Genomic DNA, 24967 nt, shown 5'->3' on the forward strand with positions numbered 1-24967 from the left:
ATGACCCACCGTGAACCGCGACGGCTGAACGCGCCGGACGCCGCCGTCCTGGCGGCGGTCGAGACGGCCGTCCCGGGGATCACCCGCGCCCGCGCGAGCGACCGGCTCGGCATGGCCCACGACGCCTCCCACTACCTGCTGACCCCGCAGGCCGTGCTGGTGGCCGAGAGCGCCGGCCAGGTCGCCGCGCTGCTGCGCACCGGCCTGCCGCTGACCTTCCGCTCGGGCGGCACCAGCCTCAGCGGCCAGGGCGTCAGCGAGCACCTGCTCGTGGACACCCGCCGGCACTTCCGCTCGATCGAGGTGCTCGACGACGGCGCCCGGGTACGGGTCCAGCCCGGCGCGGTGCTGCGGCAGGTCAACGCCCGCCTGGCCCCGTACGGGCGCAAGCTCGGCCCCGACCCGGCCAGCGAGTCGGCCTGCACGATCGGCGGCGTCGTCGCCAACAACTCCAGCGGCATGACCTGCGGCACGCACGCCAACACCTACCGGACGCTGGAGTCGATGACACTGGTGCTGCCGAGCGGCACCGTCCTGGACACCGGCGCCCACGACGCCGACGAGCGGCTGCGCGCCCTGGAACCCGACCTCGCGGCCGGACTGGAACGCCTGCGCGACCGCGTCCGCGGCAACCCCGGCTCGGTGCGGCGCGTCCAGGAGCAGTTCTCGCTGAAGAACACCATGGGCTACGGACTGAACAGCTTCCTCGACCACGACGGCCCGGCGCAGATCCTCGCCCACCTGGTCATCGGCAGCGAGGGCACCCTCGGCTTCGTCGCCGAGGCCGTCTTCCGCACCGTCCCCGCCCACCGCCTGGCCGCCACCGGCCTGCTCGTCTTCCCGACGCTGCGCGAGGCGATGGCCACGGTGCCGGAGCTGGTCGCCGCCGGGCCCGCCGCCGTCGAGCTGCTGGACGCCGAGTCCCTGCGCGTCGCCCAGACCGACCCCAAGGCCGACGGGACGCTGCGCGCGATGACCGTCGCCGAGCACGCCGCGCTGCTGGTCGAATGGCAGGAGTCCGACGCCGGACTGCTCACCGAACGGGAGCAGGCCGCCGAGCGGGTCTTCGCCGGGCTGCGCCTGGCCGCCCCCGCCCGGCTGAGCAGGGAGGCCGGCGGCCGGGCCGCGCTGTGGCACATCCGCAAGGGCCTGTACGCCACCGTCGCCGGCGCCCGCCCCAGCGGCACGACCGCCCTGCTGGAGGACGTCGCCGTCCCCGTGCCCGCGCTGGCCGACCTGTGCGACGACCTGACCGCCCTGTTCGCCGAGCACCGCTACGAGCGCAGCGTCGTCTTCGGCCACGCCAAGGACGGCAACCTGCACTTCATGCTCAACGAGCGGTTCGCCACCGACCTCGACCGCTACGCCGAGTTCACCGAGGACATGGTGGAGGCCGTCCTGGCCAGGGGCGGCACGCTGAAGGCCGAGCACGGCACCGGCCGCGTCATGGCCCCGTTCGTGCGCCGCCAGTACGGCGACGAGCTGTACGAGGTGATGCGCGAGGTCAAACGCCTGTGCGACCCGGCCGGCACGCTCAACCCCGGCGTCGTCCTCACCGACGACCCGCAGGCCCACCTGCGTGACCTCAAGACCGTCGTCACCGTCGAGCCCGAGGTCGACCGCTGCGTCGAGTGCGGCTACTGCGAGCCCGTCTGCCCCAGCCGCGACCTGACCACCACCCCGCGCCAGCGCATCGTGCTGCGCCGCGAGCTGGCCGCGGCCCAGGCGGCCGGCGACCACGCCCTGGCCCGCGAACTGGAAGACGCCTACGCCTACGACGCCGTGGACACCTGCGCCGTGGACGGCATGTGCGCCACCGCCTGCCCCGTCCTCATCAACACCGGCGACCTGACCAAACGCCTGCGCGCCGAACGCCACGGCCGCGCCGCCGAGCGCGCCTGGACGAGCGCCGCCCGCCACTGGGACGGCGTCACCCGCGCCATGAACCTGGCCCTCGACACCGCCGCCGCGGTCCCGCCCGCGCTGCCCGAGGCCGCCTCGCGCGCCGCCCGCGCCCTGGCCGGGGCGGACGACGTCCCGCGGTGGAGCCGCGACCTGCCGCGCGGCGGCACCCGGCGCCGCCCGTCCCCGGCTGACGACGCCGACGCCGTCTACCTGCCGTCCTGCCTGAACACGCTGTTCGCCCCCGCCGACGGCGGCCCCGGCGTGATGACCGCCTTCCAGCGCCTGGCCGCCCGCGCCGGGCTGACGCTGCACGTCCCGGAGAAGATCGCGAGCCTGTGCTGCGGCACGCCGTGGTCGTCCAAGGGCTTCGCCGGCGGTCACGAGGCCATGGGCGAGCGCGTCCGGGACGTGCTCGCGCGGGCCACCGACGGCGGCCGGCTGCCCGTGGTGAGCGACGCCGCCTCCTGCACCGAGGGCTACGCCCACCTGGTGCCCGGCCTCCAGGTGGTCGACGCGGTCGCCTTCACCGCCGAGCACGTCCTGCCCCGACTGCCGCAGGCGCGCCGCCTGCCGTCGCTGGCGCTCCACCCGACCTGCTCCTCCACCCGCCTCGGCCTGGACGCCGCCGTCACCCGCCTCGCCGAGGCGGTCGCCGAGCAGGTCGTGATCCCGGACGGATGGCAGTGCTGCGGCTTCGCCGGCGACCGCGGCCTGCTGCACCCCGAGCTGACCGCCTCGGCCACCCGCGCCGAGGCCGCCTCCGTGGCCGAGGCGGGCTGCGCCGCGCACGCCTCGGTCAACCGCACCTGCGAGCTGGGCCTGACCCGCGCCACCGGCCAGACCTACCGGCATCTCCTGGAGCTCCTCGACGAGGCAACCGCCTGAGGGGGGCGCGGTTTACACCGATGTGTCAATAAGATCGTCGCTGTTGCGAAGATCCGGCGATCGGGAGCACGATGAGCGACCCCGGCGGCTTCGGCCCCCTGGAGATGGACGAACGCGAGCGCATCGGTCCCTACCGGATCGTGGGCCGCATGGGCGCGGGCGGCATGGGCGTGGTCTATGCCGGGGTCGCGCCCGACGGCGGGCGGGTCGCGGTCAAGGTCATCCATCCGGGGCTGGCCGCCGACCCGCACTTCCACGACCGGTTCGTGCGCGAGGTCGAGATGTTGTCGCGGGTGCGCGGGCGGTGCACGGTCGCGGTCCTGTCCGCCGACACCGCCGCCTCGCCGCCGTGGCTGGCCACCGAGTTCGTGCCCGGCCCCACGCTGACCGAGCACGTACGCGACCACGGGCCGCTGCCGCCGGACGACCTGGTCGCCTTCGGGGTGGACATCGCCGAGGCGCTCACCGACATCCACGGGGCCGGGATCGTCCACCGCGACCTCAAGCCGGGCAACGTGATCCTGGCCGCGTCCGGGGCGAAGGTGCTGGACTTCGGGATCGCCCGCGCCCTCGACGAGAGCGGGCTGACCGGCACCGGCGCGCTCATCGGCTCGCCTGGCTGGATCAGCCCCGAGCAGTACCGGGGCGACCAGGCCGACGCCGCCGCCGACGTCTTCGCCTGGGGCGCGCTGATGGTCTACGCCGCGACCGGACGGCCGCCGTTCGGCACGGGGGCGCCCGACGTGCTCGCCTACCGGGTCATGAGCGTCGATCCGGACCTGTCCGGGGTGCCCGAGGGCGTGCGCGACCTGGTCCGGGCGGCGCTCGCCAAGGACAGGGCGGCGCGTCCCGGGGCGGCGGAGCTGCTCGGCGCGCTCCGGTCGGGCACGCTCCTCCTGCCGCGGCCCCCGTCCGGCACGCTCCCTCTGACACCCCCGCCGCCTCCCCCCGGCACACTGCCCCTGACACCGCCCCCGCCCGGCGGGCAGGGACCGCTGGGGCCATCTTCGTCCGGCGCGCAGGGACCGCTGGGGCCGCCGTCGTCCAGGGGGCGGGCGCGGTCGTGGCCGGTGGCGGCCGCCGTGGTCGCGGTCGTCGCCGTCGTGGCGGTCGGCGCGGCGTTCGCGCTGAACGCGGCCGGCACGCCGGAGGCGCTGCCGTCCCCGGACGACGGGCCCACCTCCGCCTACACCGACCCGCCCGCCACCTCCGCGGACCCGGACCCGACGGACACCCCGGAGGAGAGCGGGACCCCCGAGGAGACCCACACTCCGGAGGACACCCCGACCGAGACCGACACGCCGGAGAAGACGCCCGAGGCGACGCCCACCAGGAGCAGGCCCCGCACGTTGCCGTGCGCCTCCTCGGGCTCGATCCTGCGCGAGGCCGCCGCGCTGAACGGCGGCAGCCTCCCGCAGGACGCCGTGGTCGCCCGCAAGCGCTGCGTCGGCTCCTGGGTCGCCGCCGAGCTGTCCTCCCCGAGCGTCGGCGCCATCGACCTGATCGCCCGGCGGAACGCCTCCCGGTTCCTCGACGCCCAGATCGGCAGCAACTTCTGCTCCCTGGAGGGCCGCCCGGCGCTGGTGGCGAGCGCGCCCGCCTCGATCAAGAGCTTCCTGTGCCCCAACGGCTTCGGCTGATCCGCACCCTTCCGCCGGCTTCGGCTGGTCGGTCCTGACGATCGGCGCCGGGTACGAGACCACCTTGATCTGGATCGCGCAAGCGTTGAGGATGATGCTCACCGACCCACACCTGGCGGCCGCGTCAACGGCGGACGCCTGGGCATCGACGAGGCCGCTCACGCCACCCCAACGTGCTGGAGGATTCGGTGCCCGCTTCCCATCAGTCCACTCCCGCCGCCAACCCCGACGACGCCGCAGCGGCCGCATCCGGCGATCAGGTGGTCCCCGTCATCACCTTGGATGAAAGCGGCGCCGACCACCACGGTGAAGCCGCCCGGTTACGTGCCGCCGGACCGGTCGTACGCGTCGTGCTGCCCGGCAACATTCCCGCATGGGCCATCACTGATCAGGACCTCCTGCACAGTGTCCTGACCGACCCCGGCATCAGCAAGGACTGGCGCCTTTGGACCTGCGTCCGCAACGGCGCCATCCCCGACGACTGGCCTCTCACCGGCATGCTCAAGGTCACCAACATGGTCACCGCCGACGGCGCCGCCCACCAACGGCTGCGCCGGCCGGTCACCCGCACCCTCACCGCACGGCGCCTGCAGGAGATGCGCCCCCGCATCACCGCCCTCATCACCGAGGTCATCGACGCGCTGCCCGCCCACGCCGACGGCACCGGCGCCGTCGACCTGCGCCGGCACTTCGCCTATCCCATCCCGATGGCCGTCGTCTGCGAACTCGTCGGCGTGCCCGAGAGCAACCGTCTCCACCTGCGCCACCTGGTCGAATCCATCTTCCGGTCCACCACGCCCCCGCACGAGGTCATCCGGACACAAGCCGGGATCACCAGCGTTCTCACCGAACTCGTCCGGCGGCACCACGACGAACCCGGAGCCGACCTCACCACCGACCTGATCGCACTCCAACGCGATGACCCTGACGCGCTCACCGACGCCGAACTCGTCGGCACACTGTGGCTGATGATCGCCGCCGGTCACGAAACCACCCTCAGCCTGCTCCTCAACGCGGTCCGCGCCCTGCTGACCCACCCGGGCCAGCTCAGTGCCGCCCTGGATCAGGCCGCGGCGAATCCGGCGGACACGTGGGCCGCCGTGGTGGAAGAGGTTCTGCGCTGGGACGCGCCGATCGGCAACTTCATGGCGCGTTACCCCCGCAGCGACCTGACCCTCGCGGGCGTCACCATCCCCGCCGGCGACGCCATCCTGGCCCCTTACAGCCTCCTCGGCCGTGACCGTGCCCAGCACGGCGCCGATGCCGCCGACTTCGATTGGCGCCGGCCGCCCAGCAGGCATCTGGCCTTCGGAGGTGGCCCCCACGCCTGCCCAGGCGCTTCACTGGCCCGTCTGGAAGTCACGCTCGCGCTGGCCGCGCTCTTCGATCGCTACCCCGACATGCGGCTGGCCGTGCCCGCCGGCGACCTCGTCCCCGTTCCGTCCCTGTTCTCCAACTCCGTCCAGTCACTCCCCGTACGCTTGTCTCCCCGTCGTCCGGCCGAGAGCCGTCACTGATCGCTGATCGCCCACTGCCGGCTGAGTGCTGGGCCGGCCCGCGTCCAGCAGCCCTGGCGGCGAGCTCGGGCAGGCCCGCGCCGGGACTTCGGGCGCGTGCACCTGGTCGGAGCAGCTGCAACGTGTGGGTGGAACGCAGGCTGGTCGGTCGCTCGGCCGGCTACGACGGCAAGAGCCTCACCCCGCGCAGATCTGTCATGCGACCTGTGGTGTGTCGGCGGGACGTCATTCGGCCGACGGCAGCGGGATGCGCACCGACACCAGCGTCCCCTCGCCGGGAGCGGCCTCGACGTCGGCGCTGCCGCCCACCGCGCGGGCGCTCTCCCGGATGGAACGGGCGATGCCGAGGCCGGTCGTCGGCGCGTCCGGGTCGAAGCCGCTGCCGTGGTCGAGCACGCTCAGCGCCAGCGTCCCGGACCGGCATTCGGCCGGTACCACGGCGTGCCGCACGCCCGCGTGCTTGCGCACGTTCGTCAGCGCCTCGCGCAGGATGCCGCTCAGCGCCTCGACGACCTCGGCCGGCATGCCTCGCGTTCCGGCGCCGAACGCAGCCGGCCCGCGTTGAACTCCACCCGCAGCCCGCTGCCGACCGCCTGCCGCACGACCTCCTCCAGGGCGGCGACGACGTCCTCGGCCGGATCGCCGTCGTCGCCGCGCAGGAAGGCGCGCAGCCACTGCGACTCCTCCGCCACCCGCGCCCTGACCGAGTCGTCGGCGATCCAGCAGTCGCGGGTCAGCGCCTCCATGGTCTGCAGGATCCGGTCGTGCAGCACGCGGGCCGTCCTGCCGCGCTCGCGCTCCTGCGACAGCTGCGCCGAGCGGCGCAGCTCCTCGGCCCTGGCCAGGTCCAGGTCGCCGGCGGTCCTGAACAGGATGCGCATGACGTACGCGGCCATCGAGGCGTTCGTGGTCAGCCCGGCGACGTGCGGGCAGCCCGGCCCCCCACGCCAGGTCCGCCTGGACGTACCCGAGGACCAGCGCGCCACCTGGGCGTGGGTGAAGCCCTGGGCGATGTAGGACAGGGTCTCCTCCTCCCGCGCCGACAGCCGGGGCCGGGCGTCGCCCTCCGAGCCGCCCTCCGAGCCGTCCTCGCCGTTCCCGGAGCCGTCGGCCGCGGCGGGCGGGCGGGTTTCGTCGTCCAGCTCGCTCTGCAGGATGTCGGCCAGGCCCGCCGACAGGTAGAAGCCGCCCGCGGCCACCGTGCGCACGGCGGCGACGATGAGCTCGGAGGGGGCGTCCTTGGTGACGTACCCGTTGGCTCCGCAGCGGATCGCCGCCAGCACGTCGGCGGGCCGTCCGGACGCCGACACGATGAGGACCCGCGTGACGGCCGACAACTCCTTGACCGCGGCCAGGCACGGCCGGTCCTCGGCCAGGTAGAGGTCGAGGATCAGCACGTCGTACCCGGCGTCGAAGCCGCGCAGGTCCCCGACGGACGAGCCCCGCAGCACCACCTGCAGGTCCTCGTGCCGGTGCAGGAGGTACTCCAGCCCATGGCGGATCAGCTCGTGGTCGTCGATCACGGCGATCCGGATCACGTCTTGCTCCGCGGCAGGCTGCGAACGAGGTGACATGTCAACAACGGTGAGCAGAAGCGTGCAAGGCCAGCAAGTCCTGCAAAACCACTACAAGTTCGCATTGTAGATCATGAATCCTGTGGTGCACGGGCGTTCGGACGGTAGCCGTCGGTGGCCCTGACGAGCTCGTGCAGCGTGCCGGGTTCGGCGCCGCCGTGGCCGGCGTCCTCGACGATCCGCAGCTCGGCCTCCGGCCAGGCGCGGTGCAGCTCCCAGGCGGCGTCGGGCGGCGTCTTCATGTCGTAGCGGCCGTTGACGATGACGCAGGGCACGTCCCGGATCGCGGCCACGTCGAGCAGCTCGCCCTCCCGCAGGAAGCAGCGCCGGGTGAAGTAGTGCGCCTCGATCCGGGCGAAGCCCAGCACCTCCCGGTCCGTCAGCGGAGGGGGAGGCGCGGGCAGCAGCGTGTTGGCCGCCAGCTCCCACGCCGCCCACGCCCGCGCCGCCGGCAGGTGCACCTCGGGGTCCGGGTCGAACAGGCGGCGGTGGTACGCGCCGAGCAGGTCGTCCCGCTCGGCCTTCGGGATCGCGTCCCGGAAGGCCGCCCACTCCGCCGGGAACAGCCGGGCCGCCCCCGAACCGGTGAACGCCCACGCCTCGTCGGCCGCGCTGGCCAGGTAGACGCCGCGCAGCACCAGCTCGGTCACCCGGCTGGGGTGGCGGCGCGCGTACGCCAGGGCCAGGGTCGCCCCCCACGAACCGCCGAACACCTGCCAGCGGTCGATCCCGAGCCGCCGCCTGAGCAGCTCCATGTCCGCGACCAGATGCCAGGTGGTGTTGGCCTCCAGCGACACCCCGGGGTCGGCGGCGTGCGGGCGGCTGCGCCCGCAGTTGCGCTGGTCGAACAGGACGATCCGATAGGCGGCGGGGTCGAAGAACCGGCGCTGCACGGGCAGCAGCCCGCCGCCCGGACCGCCGTGGAGGAGGACGACCGGTTTGCCGCCGGGGTCGCCGCAGGTCTCCCAGTAGATCTCCTGGCCGTCGCCGACGTCGAGCAGGCCGCTCTCGTAGGGCTCGACGGGCGGGTAGAACGTCATCAGCGTCATGGCTACCAGACCTACTCGCCCCGGCCGCCCGGCGCGCGGCCGATTCGCGCAAGTGCGGCCGATTCACGCTGCGCGGCCGATCTACGCTGTGCGGCCGATTCACCCTGTGCGGCCGAGTTACGACGGGCGCGCGAGTTCGGCGAGCGTGCGGCGGAGCAGCCGTGCGGCCAGCACCGGCTTGAAGGCGTTGTGCCGCAGCGGGCGGGCCTCGGCCAGCGCCACGCCGGCGGCCCGCGCGAAGGCGGACGCGTCCGGGACGGCGCCGGTCAGCAGGTCCTCGGCGGCGTGGGCGCGCCACGGCTTGTGCGCCACCCCGCCGAGCGCGACCCGCGCGAACACGATCCGGCCGTCCTCGACGTGCAGCAGCACGGCCGTGCTCACCAGCGCGAACGCGAACCCGGCCCGGTCCCTGACCTTCGCGTACGCCCCGCGCCCCGGCGGCGCGGGCGGCAGATCCACGCTCGTGACCAGTTCGCCGTCCCGCAACACGGTCTCCACCTGCGGCGTCCGGCCGGGCAGGACGTGGAAGCCGGTGAACGGCACGCTCCGCGTCCCCCGCGGCCCCGTCAGGTTGACGGTCGCGTCGAGGGCGGCCAGGGCCACGCACATGTCCGAGGGGTGGACGGCGACGCAGCTCGGGCTCGCCCCCAGGACGGCGTGCGCGCGGTTGAAGCCCTCCAGCGCGTCGCACCCCGCGCCGGGCACGCGCTTGTTGCAGGCGGCGGCGGTGTCGTAGAAGTAGCGGCAGCGCGTACGTTGCAGCAGGTTGCCGCCCACGGTCGCGCGGTTGCGCAACTGCGGCGAGGCGCCCGCCAGGATGGCGCGGGCGAGCACCGGATAGCGGCGCCGCACCCGCCTGTCGGCCGCGACCTTGGTGTTGCCGGCCAGCGCGCCGAGCCGCAGCCCGCCGCCGGGCAGGTCCTCGACGGCCGACAGCGGCAGGCGCGAGATGTCCACCACCCGGCCCGGCCGCTCGACCTCCTCCCGCATGAGGTCGACGAGGTTCGTCCCGCCGGCCAGGTAGCGGGCCGGGCCGCCGTCCGGCGGCGTCGCGGCCATCATCGCGGCCATCATCGAGACGGCCTCCGCCACACTGGCCGCCCGCAGGTAGGCGAACTCCCTCACCTCGCGGCGACCTCCCGCACGGCGGCGGCGATGTGGTGGTACGCCCCGCACCGGCACAGGTTGCCCGCCATGCGCTCACCGAGCTCGGCGTCGGTCAGCTCGCGCGGGGGAGCGGTCAGGTCGGGCGTCGCGGCGCTGGGCACGCCGTCCCGCAGCTCGGCCAGCAGCCCGGCGACCGAGCAGACCTGGCCGGGCGTGCAGTACCCGCACTGCAGGGCGTCGTGCCGGACGAACGCGTCCTGCACCCGCGCGCCCACCTCGTCGTGCGCCAGGCCCTCGACGGTGACGATCTCCATCCCCTCGCACTGGACGGCCAGCAGCAGGCACGCGTAGACCCGCGAGCCGTCGGCCAGGACGGTGCAGGTGCCGCAGGCCCCCTGGTCGCAGCCCTTCTTCGTGCCGGTCAGCCGGAGATGCTCGCGCAGGAAGTCGAGCAGGGACACGCGCGGGTCCGCCGGCGGCTCGTGCGGCCGGCCGTTGACGCGCAGGGGGAGCGGGGCGCGGCCGTCCATCCCATCCCTCCGGCCGTACGAACTGTGGCGATCACCGTAACCCGCATCTGGGCGGGACGACGCGGTCCGTGCGCCGGTCGAGGGACAAAACGGTGGCGGGCATTGCCGAATACGGATCATCAGGCGAGGATCCCGCCGTCGCCCGCGCCCCCACCGGCACTCCCAAGGGATCACCCCTTGGCGGTCATGGCCTCCGCGACCGTCAGGCTGTCCTCGTAGATGTGGCTGCGCGTGATCAGCCCGCCCTCGACCGTCAGGTGCAGCGCGAACGGCGTGGTGTAGGCGACGCCGGTCGCGCGCACGGTCTGCACGATCTGCCCCAGCACCACGGCGTCCGGCCCGTCGACCAGGATCTGCCGCACCGTGGTGCCGTTCAGCTCCGGCACGTGATGCGCCCCCAGCGAACGGTAGTGCTCGGCCACCTCGGCCCGCCCGGACCTGGGCCGGATCCACGGCACCGCCGGATGCCCCTCGACGGGCCAGCTGAGCTGCCAGTCGACCGGCTCGGCGAACAACTCCGCCACCCGCTCCGGATCGCCCTCGCCGATCCGCCGCAACAACTCCTGCACGATGTCCCGCGTGTCCCTCTCCATGCCCCCAGTCTTGCGGCCCGCCTGAACGCCGTCGATTACCCCGGAGGTAACCGCGGGCGGTATCCCGGCGGCATTCCGGCGGCATTCCAAAGGAATCCTTGACATCGCCGAGGCGGGTGACGGAACATTCCAAGCATGTCTTTGGAATCTGCGGGGCGGCGGCTGGTGCTCGACGATCCCGCCGCGATGCGGGCGTTCGCCCATCCGGTCCGGCTGGCGCTGCACGAGCTGCTGTTGCGGTCGGGGGCGACCACCGCCGCCGACGCCGCCCGCGAGGTCGGGATCAGCCAGGCGCTGGCCTCCTACCACCTGCGGCAGCTGGCCAAATACGGCCTGGTGGAGCAGGCCGAGGCGCGCGACGAGCGGGAGCGGCCCTGGAAGGTGACCGCGAGCGTCCAGGTGTGGGACGACGACGTCACCGGGTCAGAGCGGTCGGCCGCCCGCAGTCTGCTGGAGCAGGTCCTGGCCGAGCGGGCGCTGTCGCGGCTGGTGGAGTGGCAGGAGGCGCGGCGGGGCGAGGAGGAGCCCTGGCGGGGCGTCGGCGGCATCGGCAACACCTACCTCTACGTCACCCCGCAGGAGATCACGGCGCTCGGCGAGGCCGTCGCCGACCTGCTGCGGCCGCTGATGGCCCGCGTGGACGACGCGGCGGCCCGTCCGGAAGGGGCCCGGCCCGTGCTGGTGACGCAGATGGTGATCCCGCTCGCCCCGACGGCCTCCGGTGACTGAGCGACGTCCCCCGGCCGCGGAGACCGGCCGGGCCGGCGGGCGAACGGCCGAGGAGCCGCCGGGCCGGGAGAGCGCGGCTCGTCGGTGGCCGGCGCGGGGCGGTGGCGGGTGGGTGTCGCCCGGCGGCGGGCGGGGGTTCGGGCGGTTGCTGGTCGCGTCCCTCGTGTCCCAGACGGGCGACTGGGTGATCAGCACCGGGCTGGCCTTCCACGTCTACCGCCTGACCGGCTCCACGCTGTCCACCGCGATCATGCTGCTGGTCTCCCGGCTGCCCGCCGTCCTGCTCGGGTCCGTGGCCGGGGTGCTGGCCGACCGCTGGGACCGCCGCCGGTTGCTGGTCGTCACTGACCTGCTGCTCGGGCTCGGGTTGCTGCCCCTGCTGGCGGTACGCGGCCCCGCCCAGGTCTGGATCGTCTACGCGGTCGCCCTGTGGACCGGCGTGCTCGGCACCCTGCTCGCCCCGGCGCAACGGGCGCTCGTCCCGCAGCTCGTGCCCGCGTCCGGGCTGGTCCGGGCCAACGCCCTGCACGGCCAGAGCGGTCAGCTCGCCCGGCTGCTGGGGGCGATGCTGGGCGGCGTCGCCGTCACGGCGGGCGGGCTGCCCGCGATCGTCCTGCTCGACGTGGCCAGCTTCGTGATCTCCGCGGTCCTGCAGGCGACCCTGCGTGTCCCGGCCAGGTCGCCGGTCGTGGCGCGGGCGCCGTCCGTCCGCGCCCAGTGGGCCTCCGGGGTGCGGTCGGCCATGGGGAATCCCGGCATCCGGTTGCTGGTCGCGTACATGGTGATCACGGGGCTGGGCGAGGGGATCTTCGCCACGCTCGCCGCCCCCTTCGTGGCCGACGTGCTGGGCGGCCAGGGCGACGCGTACGGGTTGTTCCTGTCGGTGCAGGCGGTCGGCGGGCTGGCCGGTGGGCTGGCCGTGGCCCTGCACCGGCGCGACCCCGCCCCACGGGTGCTCCTCGGCTGGGGCACGGTCGCGTTCGGCCTGCTCGACCTGGCGCTGTTCGCCTACCCCCTCGCCCTCGACGCGCTGTGGCCCGCCCTCGTGCTGATCGCGCTGGCCGGGCTCCCGGCGGCGGCGGCGATGGCCGGGTTCGCGACGCTGGCCCAGACGGCCACCACCGACGAGCGCCGGGGCGGCCTCATCGGGCTGCTCGCGAGTGCCCAGGCCGTCACCTCGCTGCTCGGCATGGCGGCCGCCGGGGTGCTCGGCGAGGTCGTCGGCATCGTTCCCGCGTTGTGTCTGCACGCGGCGGGGCTCGTCACCGCGGGCGTGCTCGTGCTGACGAACCGCCCACCCCACCCCGGGCGCGCCGCTTCCGACGGGAGTCGACCATGACGTTTGTCATGGAGGCGTCTCTGACTGTCGGCACTACACCCGGCACCGCCACTCCCAGCAGGCTGGTCCCATGCTGAAACTCAAGGACGGCGGCCCCCGGCGGTCGCCGCGCCGGCCGCCGGGCGTTACCGTCGGGCCCTGTGACGGGTGAGGCGGCGGTGCGGGAGGTGGAGTTCGGCCGGGGCCGGACGGCGGCGCGCGCCGGGTCGTGCGGGTGGCTGCTGCTGGTGGTGTGGCCGCTGTGGTCGTTCTTCTCCTCGCGTCCCGGCGTGCTCGCGGTGGTGTGGGTGGTCGCGGCGGTCGCGATCTTCGTGGCGTGCTGGCTGCGGATCATGTGGCGGGTGCTCAGCGCCCTGGGCGCGGCGACGCTGACCTGGGCGCCGGTGGGGCTGGTGGCCGCCGCGCTGGCGCTGCTGCCGGTGCTGCGGGCGCCGTGGGCGTACGTCGGGTTCGTGTTCGTGGTCAGCGCCCTGTCGGCCTGCCTTTCGCGGGTCGCCTTCGTCGTGTCGGCGGCGGTGACGATGGTCGTGGTGGTGGCCGCGCTGGCGGCGTACGGGCGGCCGTTCGAGCAGGTCTGGTGGGTGCCGCTGGTGATCCTGGTCGAGGCGGTGACGGTGGCGAGCCTGAAGCACCTGGGCGAGATGGTCGCCCGGCTCGACGCCGCCCGCGCCCACGTCGCCCGGCTCGCCGTGGACAACGAACGCCTGCGCTTCGCCCGCGACCTGCACGACACGCTCGGCCACACGCTCACCTCGATCACCATCAGGAGCCAGCTGGCCGCCCGGCTGGCCCGTACCGACCCGGAACGGGCCGCCCGCGAGATGGCCGACGTGGAACGCGCCGCCCGCCAGGCGCTCGACGAGGTGCGCCACGCCGTCGCCGGCTACCGTGCCCCCTCGTTGTCGGGCGAGCTGCGCACGGCGGCCCACAGCCTGGACCTGGCCGGGATCCGGCTGGAGGTCTCGCCCGCCGCCGGGCCCGTCCCGGCCGCCGCCGAGACGCTGCTGGCCTGGACCGTACGGGAGGCCGCCACGAACGTCGTGCGCCACAGCCGCGCCCGCCACTGCCACATCGACCTCGCCGTCGACGACCACACCGCCACCGTCGAGATCCGCGACGACGGCCCCGGCCCCGAATCCTCCGGAGACGCGGCCCCCGGCCCCGCCACCCGATCCGCCGGAGACGCGGCCCCCGGCGACGACGCCCACAACCCCGGAGCCGAAGGGCTCGGAACCAGAGCCGAGGCGGCCGGGCCTGCGGCCTTCGGGGGCCTGGCCGACGGAGCCGGATCCGGGGCTGAGGGGGGCCTCTCCGGTGCTGAAGGGGCCGGTGCTGGAGGGGCCGGTGCTGGAGGGGCCGGGGCCGACGGGGACAGGGCCGACGGGGGCAGGGCGGAAGGGGACGCGGCCGGCGGGGTCGGGGTCGGGGGAGCGGTGGTTCAGGGGGGCGGGGCTGTTGGGGGCAATGGGCTGACTGGGTTGGCTGAGCGGATCGCTGCCGCCGGCGGACGTCTGGAGGCCGGGCCGCTGCCCGGCGGCGGCTACCGGCTGCACGCCCGAGTGCCCTTGGAGGTGCCGTGATCCGCGTCCTCATCGCCGACGACCAGGACCTCGTCCGCGGCGGACTGGCCGCGCTGCTCGCCCTGGAGGACGGCATCGAGGTGGTGGCCGAGGTCGGCCGGGGCGACCTGGTCGAGCCCGCGGTGGCCGAGCACCGCCCCGACGTGGTCCTGCTGGACATCGAGATGCCCGGCATGTCCGGCCTGGAGGTCGCCGAACGCCTGCGCGGCCACCGGGTGGTCATCGTCACCACGTTCGGCCGGCCCGGCTACCTCAGCCGCGCCCTCGACGCGGGCGTGTCCGGGTTCGTGGTGAAGGACGCGCCGGTGGCCGAGCTGACCGCGGCCGTGCGCCGGGTGATGGCCGGTGAGACGGTGATCGATCCCAAGCTGGCGGTGTCCGCCCTGACCGTCGGGCCGAGCCCGCTCACCCAGCGCGAGGCCGAGGTGCTGCGGACCGCCTCCGGCGGCGCGACCGTCGCCGACATCGCCCGCACCCTGTTCCTGACCGAGGGCACCGTACGCAACTACCTGTCCTCGGCGATCACCAAGACCGGGGCGCGCAACCGCGCCGAGGCCGCCCGCGTCGCCGAGTCCCGCGGCTGGCTCTGACCCCCCGGCCACCCCGCAACCCTGCAAGCCCGCAAGCCCCTAGCCCGGGAACCCCGCAAGCCCGTAACCCCGCAACCTCTCAAGAGGAGCTTCGCCATGCCCTCCGACGACTTCCGCCCGCCCGGACCGGAGTTGTTCGACTACCCCGCGCTGTGGGACGGCGCGCCGCTCTGGCTCACCAAGCCGGTGCTGCTGGCCGCCGCCGGCGTGCTCGTGGTGTGCGCGCTGGCCTGGGGCGCCTTCTCCCGGCCCAGGCTGGTGCCGCGCGGCCTGCAGAACGCGGGCGAGTACGCCTACCTGTTCGTCCGCGACCAGATCGCCCGCCCGTCGCTCGGCGCCGACGCCGACCGCTGGATGCCGCTGCTGCTCACGCTCTTCCTGCTGATCCTGCTCTGGAACCTGATGGGCGTGATCCCGCTGCTCCAGTTCCCGGTCACCGCCCACGTCGCCTTCCCCTGGGTGCTGGCCGGGGTGGTCTACCTGCTCAAGCTCTACCTCGGGTTCAGGCACCAGGGCCTGGCCGGCTACCTCAGGAACGCGATGTTCCCCGAGGGCCTGCCCAAGGCCCTGGCGATCACCCTGTACGCGCCGCTCGAACTGTTCTACATCTTCGTCACCGCGCCGTTCACCCATGCCGTGCGGCTGTTCGCGAACATGTTCGCCGGGCACACGCTGCTGGCCTTCTTCAGCGCGGTCGGCTACTGGTTCCTGGTGGAGCGGCCGACCGTGGGCGGCGTGGCGGTGGGCGTGCTGGGCGTGTTCATGACGTGCCTGCTGACCGCGTTCGAGATCTTCGTCATGTTCCTGCAGGCGTACCTGTTCACCATGCTCACCGCCATGTACCTCGGCCAGTCCCTGCACCCGGAGCACTGACCGGTCAGGACGCCGGCGGCGCCAGAACCCGCCAGGCGGACGGCCGCACGATCCAGGTGCGCCGCTCCGCCACCTGCTCCAGCTCACCGTCCACGCTGGCCGGGACGGGCCCGCCCGCCACGGTGATCCGCCTGCCACGGAAGGTCTGCACGTCGGGGCGGGCGGGGTGCCGGCCGCGGCGCAGCCCGGTGGCGAAGGCCAGCCGCGCCAGCGGTCCCGTGGCGTAGGAGACCACCACCTCGGCCAGCCCGTCGTCGGGCCGGGCCGCCGGGGTCAGCGGCGTGCCGCCGCCGATCGTGGCGCCGTTCCCGACGCCGGCCATGAGCACGCGGCGGCGGCCGGTGCACACCTGGGCGCCGTCCACCCTGATCCGCAGCCGCCATCCGCCCGTCCCCGCGCCCGCCAGCACCGCGCCCACCGCGTACGCGGCCCGGCTGAGCAGCGGCTTCAGCGGCGCGGCCCGCTCGGCGGCGTGCGCGCCCACGCCGAGATGCGCGGCGTTGACCACGATGCCGCCGTCGTCGTCGATCAGCAGGTCCACGGGTCGTTCGTGCCCCGCCAGCACGACGCGGGCCGCCTCGGCCGGGTCGAGCGGGATGCCCAGCGTGCGGGCCAGGTCGTTGCCGGTGCCCATGGGGATCAGCCCGACCGGGCCGGCGTCCAGGCGGCCGTGCTCCAGCAGCGCGGCGACCAGCGCGTGCACGCTTCCGTCGCCGCCCAGCACCACCGGGACCCGGTCGTCGTGCGACCGCGCGGCCTCCCGCGCGTCGCCGTCGCAGACCCGCACGTCGGCCTCCGCCCGCAGCAGCCGCAGCACCTCCCGCGTGCTGTCGTCGCCGACGCCGCCGGCCTGCCGGTTGCAGATCACCAGAAGTCTCACGGGTCCTCGCCTTCCCTTCCGCTGGGCGGATCGGTCTCTTCCCCGGGCGCCTGGCACAATGCCCCGCCGCCCGAACCCGTTCGCGGGGCGGAGGTCCGGCGCGCGGGACGCGACGGCGCGCCTTCCATGGCGTTGCTGAAGGTTCCCGACGGCTTCTATGGCGTTCCTAAGGTTCCCCGACGGTGGGGTGAAGGTGGCCGCGGTTGAGTTGCCGCAGCGGGCCGGGCCACCGGGGACCGGCCGCCAGAAGGGCAACCGACATGAACCCACGAAAGACCGCGCTGGCCCTCGGGGCGGCGGCGGCCCTGACGCTGGCCGCCTCCGGGGCGGTGCCGGCCGCGGCGGCCGGCCCGTGTGCCGAGGTCTCGTCGACGTGCGCGCCCGCCGACGTGGCCAAGGACCACGCGGGCGAGAAGACCGCCGGCGTGAAGGCCGGCGTGAAGGCCGGCGTGAAGGCCGGCGTGAAGGCCGGCGTGAAGGCCGGCGTACGGACCGACGTGCGGAAGGACCCCGGCGGCGGGAAGCCGCGCGACGGCAGGCCCGGCTGCGGCCCCGAAAAGACGGACCACCCAGGAAAGCCCGGCAAACCGGACAATAAGGACCACGGCATCTCCCAGGAGGCGTTCGCCAAGGCGCTCGCGGCCGAGCTGGGCGTCGGGTACGACCGCGCCCTGCGCGCCGTCAAGGAGCTGGACGCCCTGACGAAGAAGGGCCGCGTGGACCCGGACTCGGCCGGGTTCGGCGCGGTGGCCGAGCACCTCGGCGTCACGCCGGACCGGCTGGAGCAGGCCCTGCGGAACGTCAAACGAGCGCTGGCCGGCGCCGAGCCCGCATAGAGACCGGCACCGATCTTCCTCAGCCGGGGGTGCGGAGGGGAGAGTGGCACCATGCACGTCCTTGTTGCCGACGACGACGAGGCGGTCCGCCGCTCCCTGACCCACGCGCTCACCCGCGAGGGCTACGACGTCAGCGTCGCCGCCGACGGCCTGCGCGCCCTGGAGGCGGCCGGCGGCGGACGTCAGGACGCGGTGGTGCTGGACATCATGATGCCCGGCCTGGACGGCCTGGAGGTGTGCCGCCGCCTGCGGGCCGCGGGCGACCGCACCCCGATCCTGATGCTCACCGCCCGCGACCTGGTCGGCGACCGGGTCGCGGGCCTGGACGCGGGCGCCGACGACTACCTGGTCAAGCCGTTCGCGCTGGAGGAGCTGCGGGCCAGGCTGCGCGCGCTGCTGCGCCGCAGCGCGCCCGCGCAGGGCCTGCTCCGCCACGCCGACCTGGAGCTGGACCCGGCCGCCTGCCGGGCCAGCCGCGGCGGCCGGCCGCTCGACCTGACCAGGACCGAGTACACCCTGCTGAAGGTGTTCCTGCGCAACCCGGGCCGGGTGCTCAGCCGCGAAGTGATCTTCGACTCGGTCTGGGGGTACGACTTCGGGCCGTCCTCGAACGCGTTGTGGGTCTACATCAGCTACCTGCGGGCCAAGCTGGAGGCCGGGGGAGAGCCGCGGCTGATCCAGACCGTCCGCGGCCTGGGGTACGTGCTGCGGGAGGAGCCGTGAGGCTGCGCACCAGGGTCGCGCTGACGGTCGCCGCCGTGGTGGCCGCCGCGCTGCTGGCGGTCTCGCTGGTGGTCTACCCGGCGGCCGCGGCGGGGCTGGCCGGCCAGCACGACGGGGAGCTGGTGCTGGCCGCCGGGCAGGCGCCGCGGCTGCTGGAGTCGCTGAAGGCCGCCGACTCGCCGCTGCCGGCCAGGCCCCTCCCGGTGGGCAACACGCTGCTGCAGTTCTGCCCCGACCCGCTGCTGAACGGCCCGACCGACGGGTTCGTGCCGCTGGCCGAGCAGGACAAGGCGGTCGCGTTCGGCAAGCTGCCTCCCTACTTCCGGGACGTCACCCACGACGGCGTGCGCTACCGGCTCTACACCGCCCCGCTCAACCTGGGCAAGGGCGTCCTGGTGCGCACGGCCTTCCCGCTGAACCGCGACGAGGAGACGCTGAACGCGCTCAAGCTGCTGCTGGCCGCGCTGACCCTGGGCGGCGCGCTGGTCGCGGCGGCGGGCGCGCGTCTCCTCGCCGGCCGGGCGCTGCGGCCCGTCGCCCGGCTGACGGCCGTGGTGGAGCGGGTCACCGTCACCGGCACCCTCACCGCCGACGGGCTGGAGGGCATGGGCGCCGGACGGGACGAGGTGGCCCGCCTGGCCGGCTCGTTCACCACGATGACGCACGCGCTGCGCGAGTCGGTGCTGGCCCAGCGGCGCCTGGTCGCCGACGCCTCCCACGAGCTGCGCACGCCGCTGACCAGCCTCACCACGAACCTGGAGCTGCTGGAGGAGGGGCGCGGCACGGCCGACCCGCAGGCCCCGGCCCTGGTGCACGAGGCCCGCGTCCAGGCCGAGGAGCTGCGGGTGCTGGTGAACGACCTGGTCGAGCTGGCCAGGCACGGCGACGTCGAGCTGCACCTGGAGGACGTGCGGCTCGACCTGGTGGCCGGACGCGTGCTGGCCAGGGCCGCGGCCCGCGCCCCACACGTACGGCTGCGCGGCGAGCTGGCCGAGTGCCTGGTGACGGCCGACGCCGACGCGATCGAACGGGCGGTCTCCAACCTGGTGGACAACGCGATCAAGTGGAGCCCGCCCGGCGGCGTGGTCCTGGTACGGGTGGACGCCGCAGGCTCGTTGTCGGTGGCCGACCAGGGCCCCGGCATCGCGGCCCACGACCTGCCGTTCGTGTTCGACCGGTTCTACCGCGCCGAGTCGGCCCGTTCCCTGCCGGGTTCGGGGCTCGGCCTGGCCATCGTCCGCCAGATCGCGGAGGCGCACGCCGGATCGGTAAGCGCCGAGCCGCTGCGGCCCGGCGTGCGGCTGGTCCTCGCGCTGCCCCCGAGCGCGTGACCTGACACTGAGGGCGCGACCACGGGCGCGGACCCCCGCACCCGCGGCCGCGCCGGTCATGGGGCCGGTGGCCTGTCCGGCGGTCAGTGAGCCCCGGCGACGGGCACCGCGGGCGTGGCGGGCGCGGCGGGCCGGGGCATCGGGCGCGGCGGCAGCGCCATCAGCGCCAGGCCGAGCACCGCCCACAGCCCGAGCACCGTCAGCGGGACGGCCAGGGCGGCGCCGTCGAAGTAGACCACGCTGCGCACCAGTTCGAGCGCCGACCGGGTGGGCAGCACGTAGCCGAGCGCCGCGTACCAGGGCTCGATGAACGCGGCGCCGAACGGGCCGCCGCTGGCCGGCAGGCCGATCGGGATGAACAGCACGGCCGCCGCGATCACGCCGCGCGGCCCGAAGCGGCGCATCAGCCCGTTCACCGCCACCGAGACCAGGAAGATCACCGCGGCGGAGACGGCCAGGAGCCCGAGCGGGGCGCCGGTGAGCGCGCCGAGCAGGCCGTCGACGACCCAGGTGAGCGCCAGGCCGCCGGTCACCGCGCCGAGCGCGAGCACCGCCAGGCGCAGCCCCCGGTGCATCATCGGCTGCATGCGCATGGTGAGCACGGTCGTCGCCAGCGCGGTCAGCAGCAGGCCCAGCACGTAGAACATGCCGGACACGCCGGAGGAGTCGCCCTCGGCCAGCGGCCGCACGTCCTCGACCGCGAGCTGCCGTCCGGCGGCGCGCTGCATCCGGGCGATGAAGTGCGGGGCCGCCGTGTCGCCGCCCGCGCTGGCGACCAGCAGCCGGCCCTCGCCCGCCAGGTAGGCGGCCTCGACCTCGCGCCGGAGCACCGCCGCCCGCGCGCCGGCCGCGTCGGCGTACGGGCGCGCGTCCACGGCCCCGCCCGCGGCCTGCTCCAGCCGGGCGGCGTCGGGGCCCACCACGGCGAGCGGCACCCCGTGCGGAACCGGGTGGTGCAGCGCTCCGACGAACGAACCGATGATCACGGCGCCGACGACCGCGGACACCAGGTAGGCGACCGCGACTCGAACAGCGGGATTCTTCATGACGCTCCTCAGTTGTCCACCCGGCTCAGGTCCTGGTGGCGGCCCGCACGACGGGCGCCGCCGCCCTCACCCTGCCGGTTAGAGCGCGCGCTAAGTCAAGGCGTCGGACTCGGATCTGGCCCGCGAATGTTCCAGGAAGTTGAACGTCATCACCACGAGCACCAGGGCGGTCACGGACAGCAGCGCCGGCGCCTGCAACGCGATCGGGATGATCGCCAGGCTGGCCACCGGCATGGCGAGCTGCGGCCCGGACCACTTGCCGAAGATGTGCCAGCGGGCGTAGCAGAACGTCGCGAAGTACAGGGCGCAGCCGCCGAACAGCAGCGCGGTCACGGGTGGGGCGAAGACCTGGCCCGGATGGGAGACGACCTCGGCCATGCCCACCGCCATCGCCATGATCGACCCGATGAAGGCCAGGTGGCCGTAGGAGAAGACGCGCCGGATCAGGTCGGTGCGGATCACGGCCTCGTCCAGGGCCTTGGGCAGCGACTCGGCGGCGAAGATGAAGTACACCCACCACAGAGCGCAGGCCAGCACGAACGTCGCGGCGACCGCGCCGATCGAGCCCACGGCCAGCGGGCGCGCCGCCGACGCCTGCGCGCCGATGGCCAGGATCGGCTCGCCCATCGCGATGATCAGCAACAGGCCGAACCGCTCGGGTAAGTGATGGGGGTGGAAGGTGACCCGCACCAGGTGGCTGCGGGTCAGCACCGGCGCGGCCAGGTCGATGGCGGCGGCCGCGGCCCAGACCCACACCCGGGTGCCGCTGTCCAGCAGGCCCCCGGCCAGCAGCAGCGGCCCGGTCACGCACACCGAGAGCGTGAAGGGGTTGACCAGCTCGAACGGCCGGCCGCGGAAGTACAGGGCGGCCAGCAGCGAGCGCTGGGCGAAGTAGGCGGCGCCGAACATCAGGCCGCGCTCCTCGTAGGCCAGGGGGGTGGCCAGCGCCATGAACAGGCCGCACAGGCTGAGCGCCAGGATGCCCAGCCGGTCGGGGGTGTTGTTGACGTCGCGGGTGTTGGCGTGCACCGCCATGCCCACCCAGGCCCAGTACGTCGGCACCAGCACGACGACGGCCTGCCCCACGCTGCCCCAGCCGTGGCCGCGGTGGAGCAGGTCGGACAGCTGGGTGACGGCGAACACGAAGACCAGGTCGAAGAAGAGCTCGACCCAGGTGACTTGCTTGTCTGCTTTCGGCTTCATCGAGCGGTGTGACTCCTCGTACGTCGTGCGGGTGCTCACGCGGGCAGCAGCGCGGGCTCGGCGCCCGCGGCCAGCCGCCAGCGCACGTCGAAGGCGTAGGCGGCCGAGGCCAGCGTGACGTGGTGGTGCCAGCCGTGGAAGGAACGGCCCTCGTAGTCGAACAGCCCGAAGCCCTCGGCCAGCTCGCCGATGGCGTGGGCGGCCCGCCAGCGGGACTTGGCCAGCGCGACCAGCTCCTGCGCCGGCACGGACATGTTCGTCAGCCAGAACGCCCGCGGCCGCGGCCGGCCGAGCGGCCACTCCACCAGCAGCCTGCGCGAGCGCGCGTGGTCGTCGGAGACCGGCAGGAGGACGAACTGCGAACGCAGCGACCGCCCCCGCGGCCCCTCCCACCAGGCCACCGTGCGCCGCTCCGCCGCGGCCGCGGCCTGCGCCGCCTCGGCCAGCGCGACGCGGGCCCGCGGGCCGCCCCCGCGCACCACGCTCATCGAGGCCCGGACCCGGTGGCGGGCGTCGACCTCGACGACGTAGTCGAGGCCGCGGTCCTCCAGGCCGCGCAGCAGGTCGGCGACGCCCCGGACGTGGGTGAGGTCGGCCACCAGCGGCGCGACGGGCGTGCCCCAGTCGAGCGTCAGGTCGTCGACCAGGTCGATCACGTGCTCGCCGAAGGGCCGGTGCCGCTCCTGGTCGGGCACGTGCGCCCGGGTCCGCCGGTCGTGGTCGGCCTCCCACGACCGCGGCAGGCACAGCCGCCAGTTGACCGGCACGGCCGCCTCGCCCGAGCTCATCAGCACGGCCGCGCCCACCTGGCAGTTGACCGTGCGGCCGAGGCCGCGCACGTACTGGCGCTCGACGCCCGCCGACCAGCGGCCGTGCTTGGCGAAGGCCACCTCCTCCACCAGCCAGGCGGCCGGGGGCGCGCCGGCCGCCAGCACGTCGGCGACGGTGCGGCGGACCGGGCGCGGGTCCCAGCGGCTCTGGTTGACGAACTGCTGGAGCGACTGGCCGTTGTGCGGGCCGCCCACCTCGTCGGCGATGCGCTGGATGGACTTGCGCCCGCCCGCGTGCAGCAGCCCCAGCACGTACGACTCGGCCGCGCTACGCTGGTCGGAGCGCGGCAGCGAACCGAATATCGTACCGAAGAATTCTGCGAACTCTTCACGCTCGTTCACCGCGAGTTCTCTCATGACCGCCCCTCACCTGCATTAGAGAAGATCCGTAATGGCGAACGCGGTCAGGATCGCAGTTAAGTTTTGGTTCGCACAAGAGAGTAACACCAAGGTGGCAGCGCAGCTGTCCGGGAGTATTAAAGGGAGTACTCCCGGAGGCATCTACCGGGTGCTCATCGATAACCCGGTATTACATCACATGCGGCCTCAGTCAGGATGTGCGGGTAAAGGACTTGCCGCCCGATGAGTCTGGAGTGCACTCTTGCATCCGCCGGAATCATGTGATCATATGATGCGGGGATCTGCGCCGGTGACTGAGTAAGGCGACACACACTACGGGGGATGACCAGTGCAGTGCAACATCCAGCCCACGGTTGTGATAGCCGAACGGATCGAGGCCCATAAGGCTGCGATCTTGGCACAGCTGTGCGGCGAAATTGAAGAATCAACTTCCGGGGCCGCTCCCGGCGAGTGCGCGGAGTTGGCGGAAGAGCTCCTCGACCTGATGGTGGCCCGGCTCAAGGCCAGTACGGACCGCTCTCCCGGAGCCCTGGCCGGGGCGACGGACGGCGGCCGCGCCGACGCCCGGGAATGGCGGCGAATTTCCCGCGACCTGCACGATCGGGTGGGCCACGAGATCAGCGTGGCGAGCCGGCAGCTGGAGCTCGCCGAAATCGGTCACGCACGTGGTACGGACGGTTTCCCGGTGCATGTGAAGGAGGCGAAGGCCGCGCTGCTGAGAGCCCACCAGGAAATCCGCGACGTCATATCCGACCTGCGCGTTCACGCCTATTGGCCGGGAATGGAGCAAGCGCTTGTGCGGCTCATGACGACCATTGTGGACCCGCGGCTGGAGCATCGCATCACCCTTATCGGCGATGTCGAGGGCCTGCCTCCGCGCATTCGGGACGAGTTATTCCTGATATTACGCGAAGCCATTACCAACAGCATCTCCCACGCGGGCGCCGACCTGCTCGAAGTGTGCGTCAAGATTGCGCACGACCGGATCACAGCAATTGTGCGGGACAACGGCCGGGGTTTCTCGGGCTGGCGCGCGAAACAGGGGAACGGCCTGACCTCCATGCGCGAGCGCGGGGTCGCTCTGGGCGGCCTGGTGACCATAGAGAGCACCCCCGGGAAGGGCACCGAGGTCGTCTTCCGTGCCCCTGTCCGGCCTGTCCGGGACGAGCGGCCGAAGGAAACATCGGATGCAAAGAGAAGGCAGCATTGACGTCCTCATCGCCGACGACCACACGATCCTGCGGGAGACGCTCAAGCAGACGCTGGAGCTCGAACCCGACCTTCGTGTCGTCGCCACCGCGGGGGACGCGCGCGCGGCGGTGAAGTCGGCCGAGGCGCTGCGGCCGGACGTCGTGGTGCTCGACGTGGAGATGCCCGGCGACGGCGTCGTGCGCACCACCACCCACATCCACCGGGTCTCGCCCCGGTCCCGCGTCATCGTGCTGAGCATGTACGACGACCCGGTGCTGGTGCAGGAGCTCATCGCCCACGGCGTGCGCGGCTACCTGCTCAAGAGCGTCGGCCGGGAGGAGCTGGTGCAGGCCATCCGCGGCGTCTGCGCGGACGCCGAGCGCGTCGTCCTGTCGGTGTCGCGGGAGAGCCTGATGATGTCCGGCCGGCCGCGCGCCGGGAAGCTGTCCGAGCGGGAGCTGAGCGTGCTGTCCCTGGCCGCCCAGGGCCTCAGCAACGCCCAGATCGCCACCCGGCTGATGATCGCCGAAGGCACGGTCAAGCGTCACCTGCGCAACATCTTCACCAAGCTCGACGCCACCTCCCGCCTCGACGCGGTGAACAAGGCCATGGCCGCCTCACTGCTGACGCTCTGACGCCTCCTCCGCCATGGCCGC

Annotated in this window: 23 protein-coding genes; 13 read left to right on the plus strand and 10 right to left on the minus strand. The window is 73.9% G+C overall.

Annotation, left to right across the window (positions count from 1 at the left end; translation table 11 throughout):
- The 3 genes from ACIBQ6_RS29040 (at position 1) to ACIBQ6_RS29050 (ending at position 5947) form a co-directional block, all read left to right on the plus strand.
- On the plus strand, positions 1-2790 hold the full coding sequence (locus ACIBQ6_RS29040) for an FAD-binding and (Fe-S)-binding domain-containing protein (protein ID WP_397215771.1): 2790 nt from the start codon (positions 1-3) through the stop codon (positions 2788-2790).
- A gap of 71 nt (positions 2791-2861) precedes the next feature.
- Positions 2862-4430, plus strand: coding sequence for a protein kinase (locus ACIBQ6_RS29045; protein ID WP_397215773.1), 1569 nt, complete (start codon positions 2862-2864; stop codon positions 4428-4430).
- Positions 4431-4603: 173 nt separating this feature from the next.
- Positions 4604-5947 carry a cytochrome P450 gene (locus ACIBQ6_RS29050; protein ID WP_397215775.1) on the plus strand — a complete coding sequence of 448 codons (1344 nt, stop codon included), beginning with the start codon at positions 4604-4606 and terminating at the stop codon, positions 5945-5947.
- A 225-nt stretch (positions 5948-6172) separates the two neighbouring features.
- Here ACIBQ6_RS29050 and ACIBQ6_RS29055 read toward each other — a convergent pair whose 3' ends face one another.
- The 6 genes from ACIBQ6_RS29055 to ACIBQ6_RS29080 form a co-directional block, all read right to left on the minus strand.
- Positions 6173-6472, minus strand: a complete 300-nt coding sequence (locus ACIBQ6_RS29055; protein WP_397215777.1) for a sensor histidine kinase — start codon at positions 6470-6472, stop codon at positions 6173-6175.
- Positions 6445-7485 carry a response regulator gene (locus tag ACIBQ6_RS29060; protein ID WP_397215779.1) on the minus strand — a complete coding sequence of 347 codons (1041 nt, stop codon included), beginning with the start codon at positions 7483-7485 and terminating at the stop codon, positions 6445-6447. Before ACIBQ6_RS29060 ends, ACIBQ6_RS29055 begins: the two co-directional genes overlap by 28 nt.
- Positions 7486-7592: 107 nt before the next feature.
- Positions 7593-8564 (minus strand): prolyl aminopeptidase, encoded by a 972-nt coding sequence (pip, locus tag ACIBQ6_RS29065; RefSeq protein WP_397215901.1) that lies wholly within the window; start codon positions 8562-8564, stop codon positions 7593-7595.
- Positions 8565-8687: 123 nt separating this feature from the next.
- Complete coding sequence (locus ACIBQ6_RS29070) at positions 8688-9695, minus strand: FAD binding domain-containing protein (RefSeq protein WP_397215781.1); 1008 nt, start codon at positions 9693-9695, stop codon at positions 8688-8690.
- The gene (locus ACIBQ6_RS29075) at positions 9692-10207 is read right to left on the minus strand and encodes a (2Fe-2S)-binding protein (RefSeq protein ID WP_397215783.1); all 516 of its coding nucleotides are present in this window, start codon (positions 10205-10207) and stop codon (positions 9692-9694) included. Before ACIBQ6_RS29075 ends, ACIBQ6_RS29070 begins: the two co-directional genes overlap by 4 nt.
- A gap of 170 nt (positions 10208-10377) precedes the next feature.
- The gene (locus tag ACIBQ6_RS29080) at positions 10378-10800 is read right to left on the minus strand and encodes a nuclear transport factor 2 family protein (RefSeq protein ID WP_397215785.1); all 423 of its coding nucleotides are present in this window, start codon (positions 10798-10800) and stop codon (positions 10378-10380) included.
- A gap of 135 nt (positions 10801-10935) precedes the next feature.
- Here ACIBQ6_RS29080 and ACIBQ6_RS29085 point away from each other — a divergent pair, with 135 nt between their 5' ends.
- The 5 genes from ACIBQ6_RS29085 to atpB all read left to right on the plus strand — a co-directional run bounded on the left by ACIBQ6_RS29085 (position 10936) and on the right by atpB (position 15911).
- Positions 10936-11529, plus strand: a complete 594-nt coding sequence (locus tag ACIBQ6_RS29085; RefSeq protein ID WP_352365705.1) for a winged helix-turn-helix domain-containing protein — start codon at positions 10936-10938, stop codon at positions 11527-11529.
- 145 nt (positions 11530-11674) lie between these two features.
- Positions 11675-12868 carry an MFS transporter gene (locus ACIBQ6_RS29090; RefSeq protein ID WP_397215787.1) on the plus strand — a complete coding sequence of 398 codons (1194 nt, stop codon included), beginning with the start codon at positions 11675-11677 and terminating at the stop codon, positions 12866-12868.
- Positions 12869-13008: 140 nt separating this feature from the next.
- Positions 13009-14448: a histidine kinase gene (locus ACIBQ6_RS29095; protein ID WP_397215789.1), complete on the plus strand. Its 1440-nt coding sequence runs from the start codon at positions 13009-13011 to the stop codon at positions 14446-14448.
- A complete protein-coding gene (locus ACIBQ6_RS29100) occupies positions 14445-15038 on the plus strand; it encodes a response regulator transcription factor (RefSeq protein WP_358297601.1) in 594 nt (197 codons plus the stop codon). The genes ACIBQ6_RS29095 and ACIBQ6_RS29100 overlap by 4 nt, the downstream gene beginning before the upstream one ends.
- A 96-nt stretch (positions 15039-15134) precedes the next feature.
- A complete protein-coding gene (atpB, locus tag ACIBQ6_RS29105) occupies positions 15135-15911 on the plus strand; it encodes a F0F1 ATP synthase subunit A (protein WP_397215791.1) in 777 nt (258 codons plus the stop codon).
- Between the two features lie 4 nt (positions 15912-15915).
- Here atpB and ACIBQ6_RS29110 read toward each other — a convergent pair whose 3' ends face one another.
- Complete coding sequence (locus ACIBQ6_RS29110) at positions 15916-16791, minus strand: diacylglycerol/lipid kinase family protein (RefSeq protein WP_397215793.1); 876 nt, start codon at positions 16789-16791, stop codon at positions 15916-15918.
- A 260-nt stretch (positions 16792-17051) separates the two neighbouring features.
- On the opposite strand from ACIBQ6_RS29110, the gene ACIBQ6_RS29115 reads away from it, so the two are divergent.
- The 3 genes from ACIBQ6_RS29115 to ACIBQ6_RS29125 are packed head-to-tail and all read left to right on the plus strand — an operon-like array spanning position 17052 to position 19681.
- Entirely contained in the window at positions 17052-17627 is a 576-nt protein-coding gene (locus ACIBQ6_RS29115; protein ID WP_397215795.1) for a hypothetical protein, read from the plus strand.
- Positions 17628-17678: 51 nt separating this feature from the next.
- Entirely contained in the window at positions 17679-18350 is a 672-nt protein-coding gene (locus tag ACIBQ6_RS29120; RefSeq protein WP_358297590.1) for a response regulator transcription factor, read from the plus strand.
- The gene (locus tag ACIBQ6_RS29125; protein ID WP_397215796.1) at positions 18347-19681 is read left to right on the plus strand and encodes a sensor histidine kinase; all 1335 of its coding nucleotides are present in this window, start codon (positions 18347-18349) and stop codon (positions 19679-19681) included. The genes ACIBQ6_RS29120 and ACIBQ6_RS29125 overlap by 4 nt, the downstream gene beginning before the upstream one ends.
- Before the next feature lie 83 nt (positions 19682-19764).
- Here the strand turns inward: ACIBQ6_RS29125 and ACIBQ6_RS29130 are convergent, their stop codons facing one another.
- From ACIBQ6_RS29130 to ACIBQ6_RS29140, 3 genes are all read right to left on the minus strand, one after another.
- Entirely contained in the window at positions 19765-20727 is a 963-nt protein-coding gene (locus ACIBQ6_RS29130) for a hypothetical protein (RefSeq protein ID WP_397215797.1), read from the minus strand.
- A 90-nt stretch (positions 20728-20817) separates the two neighbouring features.
- A complete protein-coding gene (locus ACIBQ6_RS29135) occupies positions 20818-21930 on the minus strand; it encodes a low temperature requirement protein A (protein WP_397215798.1) in 1113 nt (370 codons plus the stop codon).
- Between the two features lie 35 nt (positions 21931-21965).
- Positions 21966-23117, minus strand: a complete 1152-nt coding sequence (locus ACIBQ6_RS29140) for an IS701 family transposase (protein WP_397215799.1) — start codon at positions 23115-23117, stop codon at positions 21966-21968.
- A gap of 331 nt (positions 23118-23448) precedes the next feature.
- Here ACIBQ6_RS29140 and ACIBQ6_RS29145 point away from each other — a divergent pair, with 331 nt between their 5' ends.
- A complete protein-coding gene (locus tag ACIBQ6_RS29145; RefSeq protein WP_358297577.1) occupies positions 23449-24330 on the plus strand; it encodes a histidine kinase in 882 nt (293 codons plus the stop codon).
- Positions 24308-24946 carry a response regulator transcription factor gene (locus ACIBQ6_RS29150; protein ID WP_358297574.1) on the plus strand — a complete coding sequence of 213 codons (639 nt, stop codon included), beginning with the start codon at positions 24308-24310 and terminating at the stop codon, positions 24944-24946. The genes ACIBQ6_RS29145 and ACIBQ6_RS29150 overlap by 23 nt, the downstream gene beginning before the upstream one ends.
- The last annotated feature ends 21 nt before the right edge of the window (positions 24947-24967 follow it).

It is taken from the genome of Nonomuraea sp. NPDC049655 (assembly GCF_044465465.1).
GTDB lineage: Bacteria > Actinomycetota > Actinomycetes > Streptosporangiales > Streptosporangiaceae > Nonomuraea.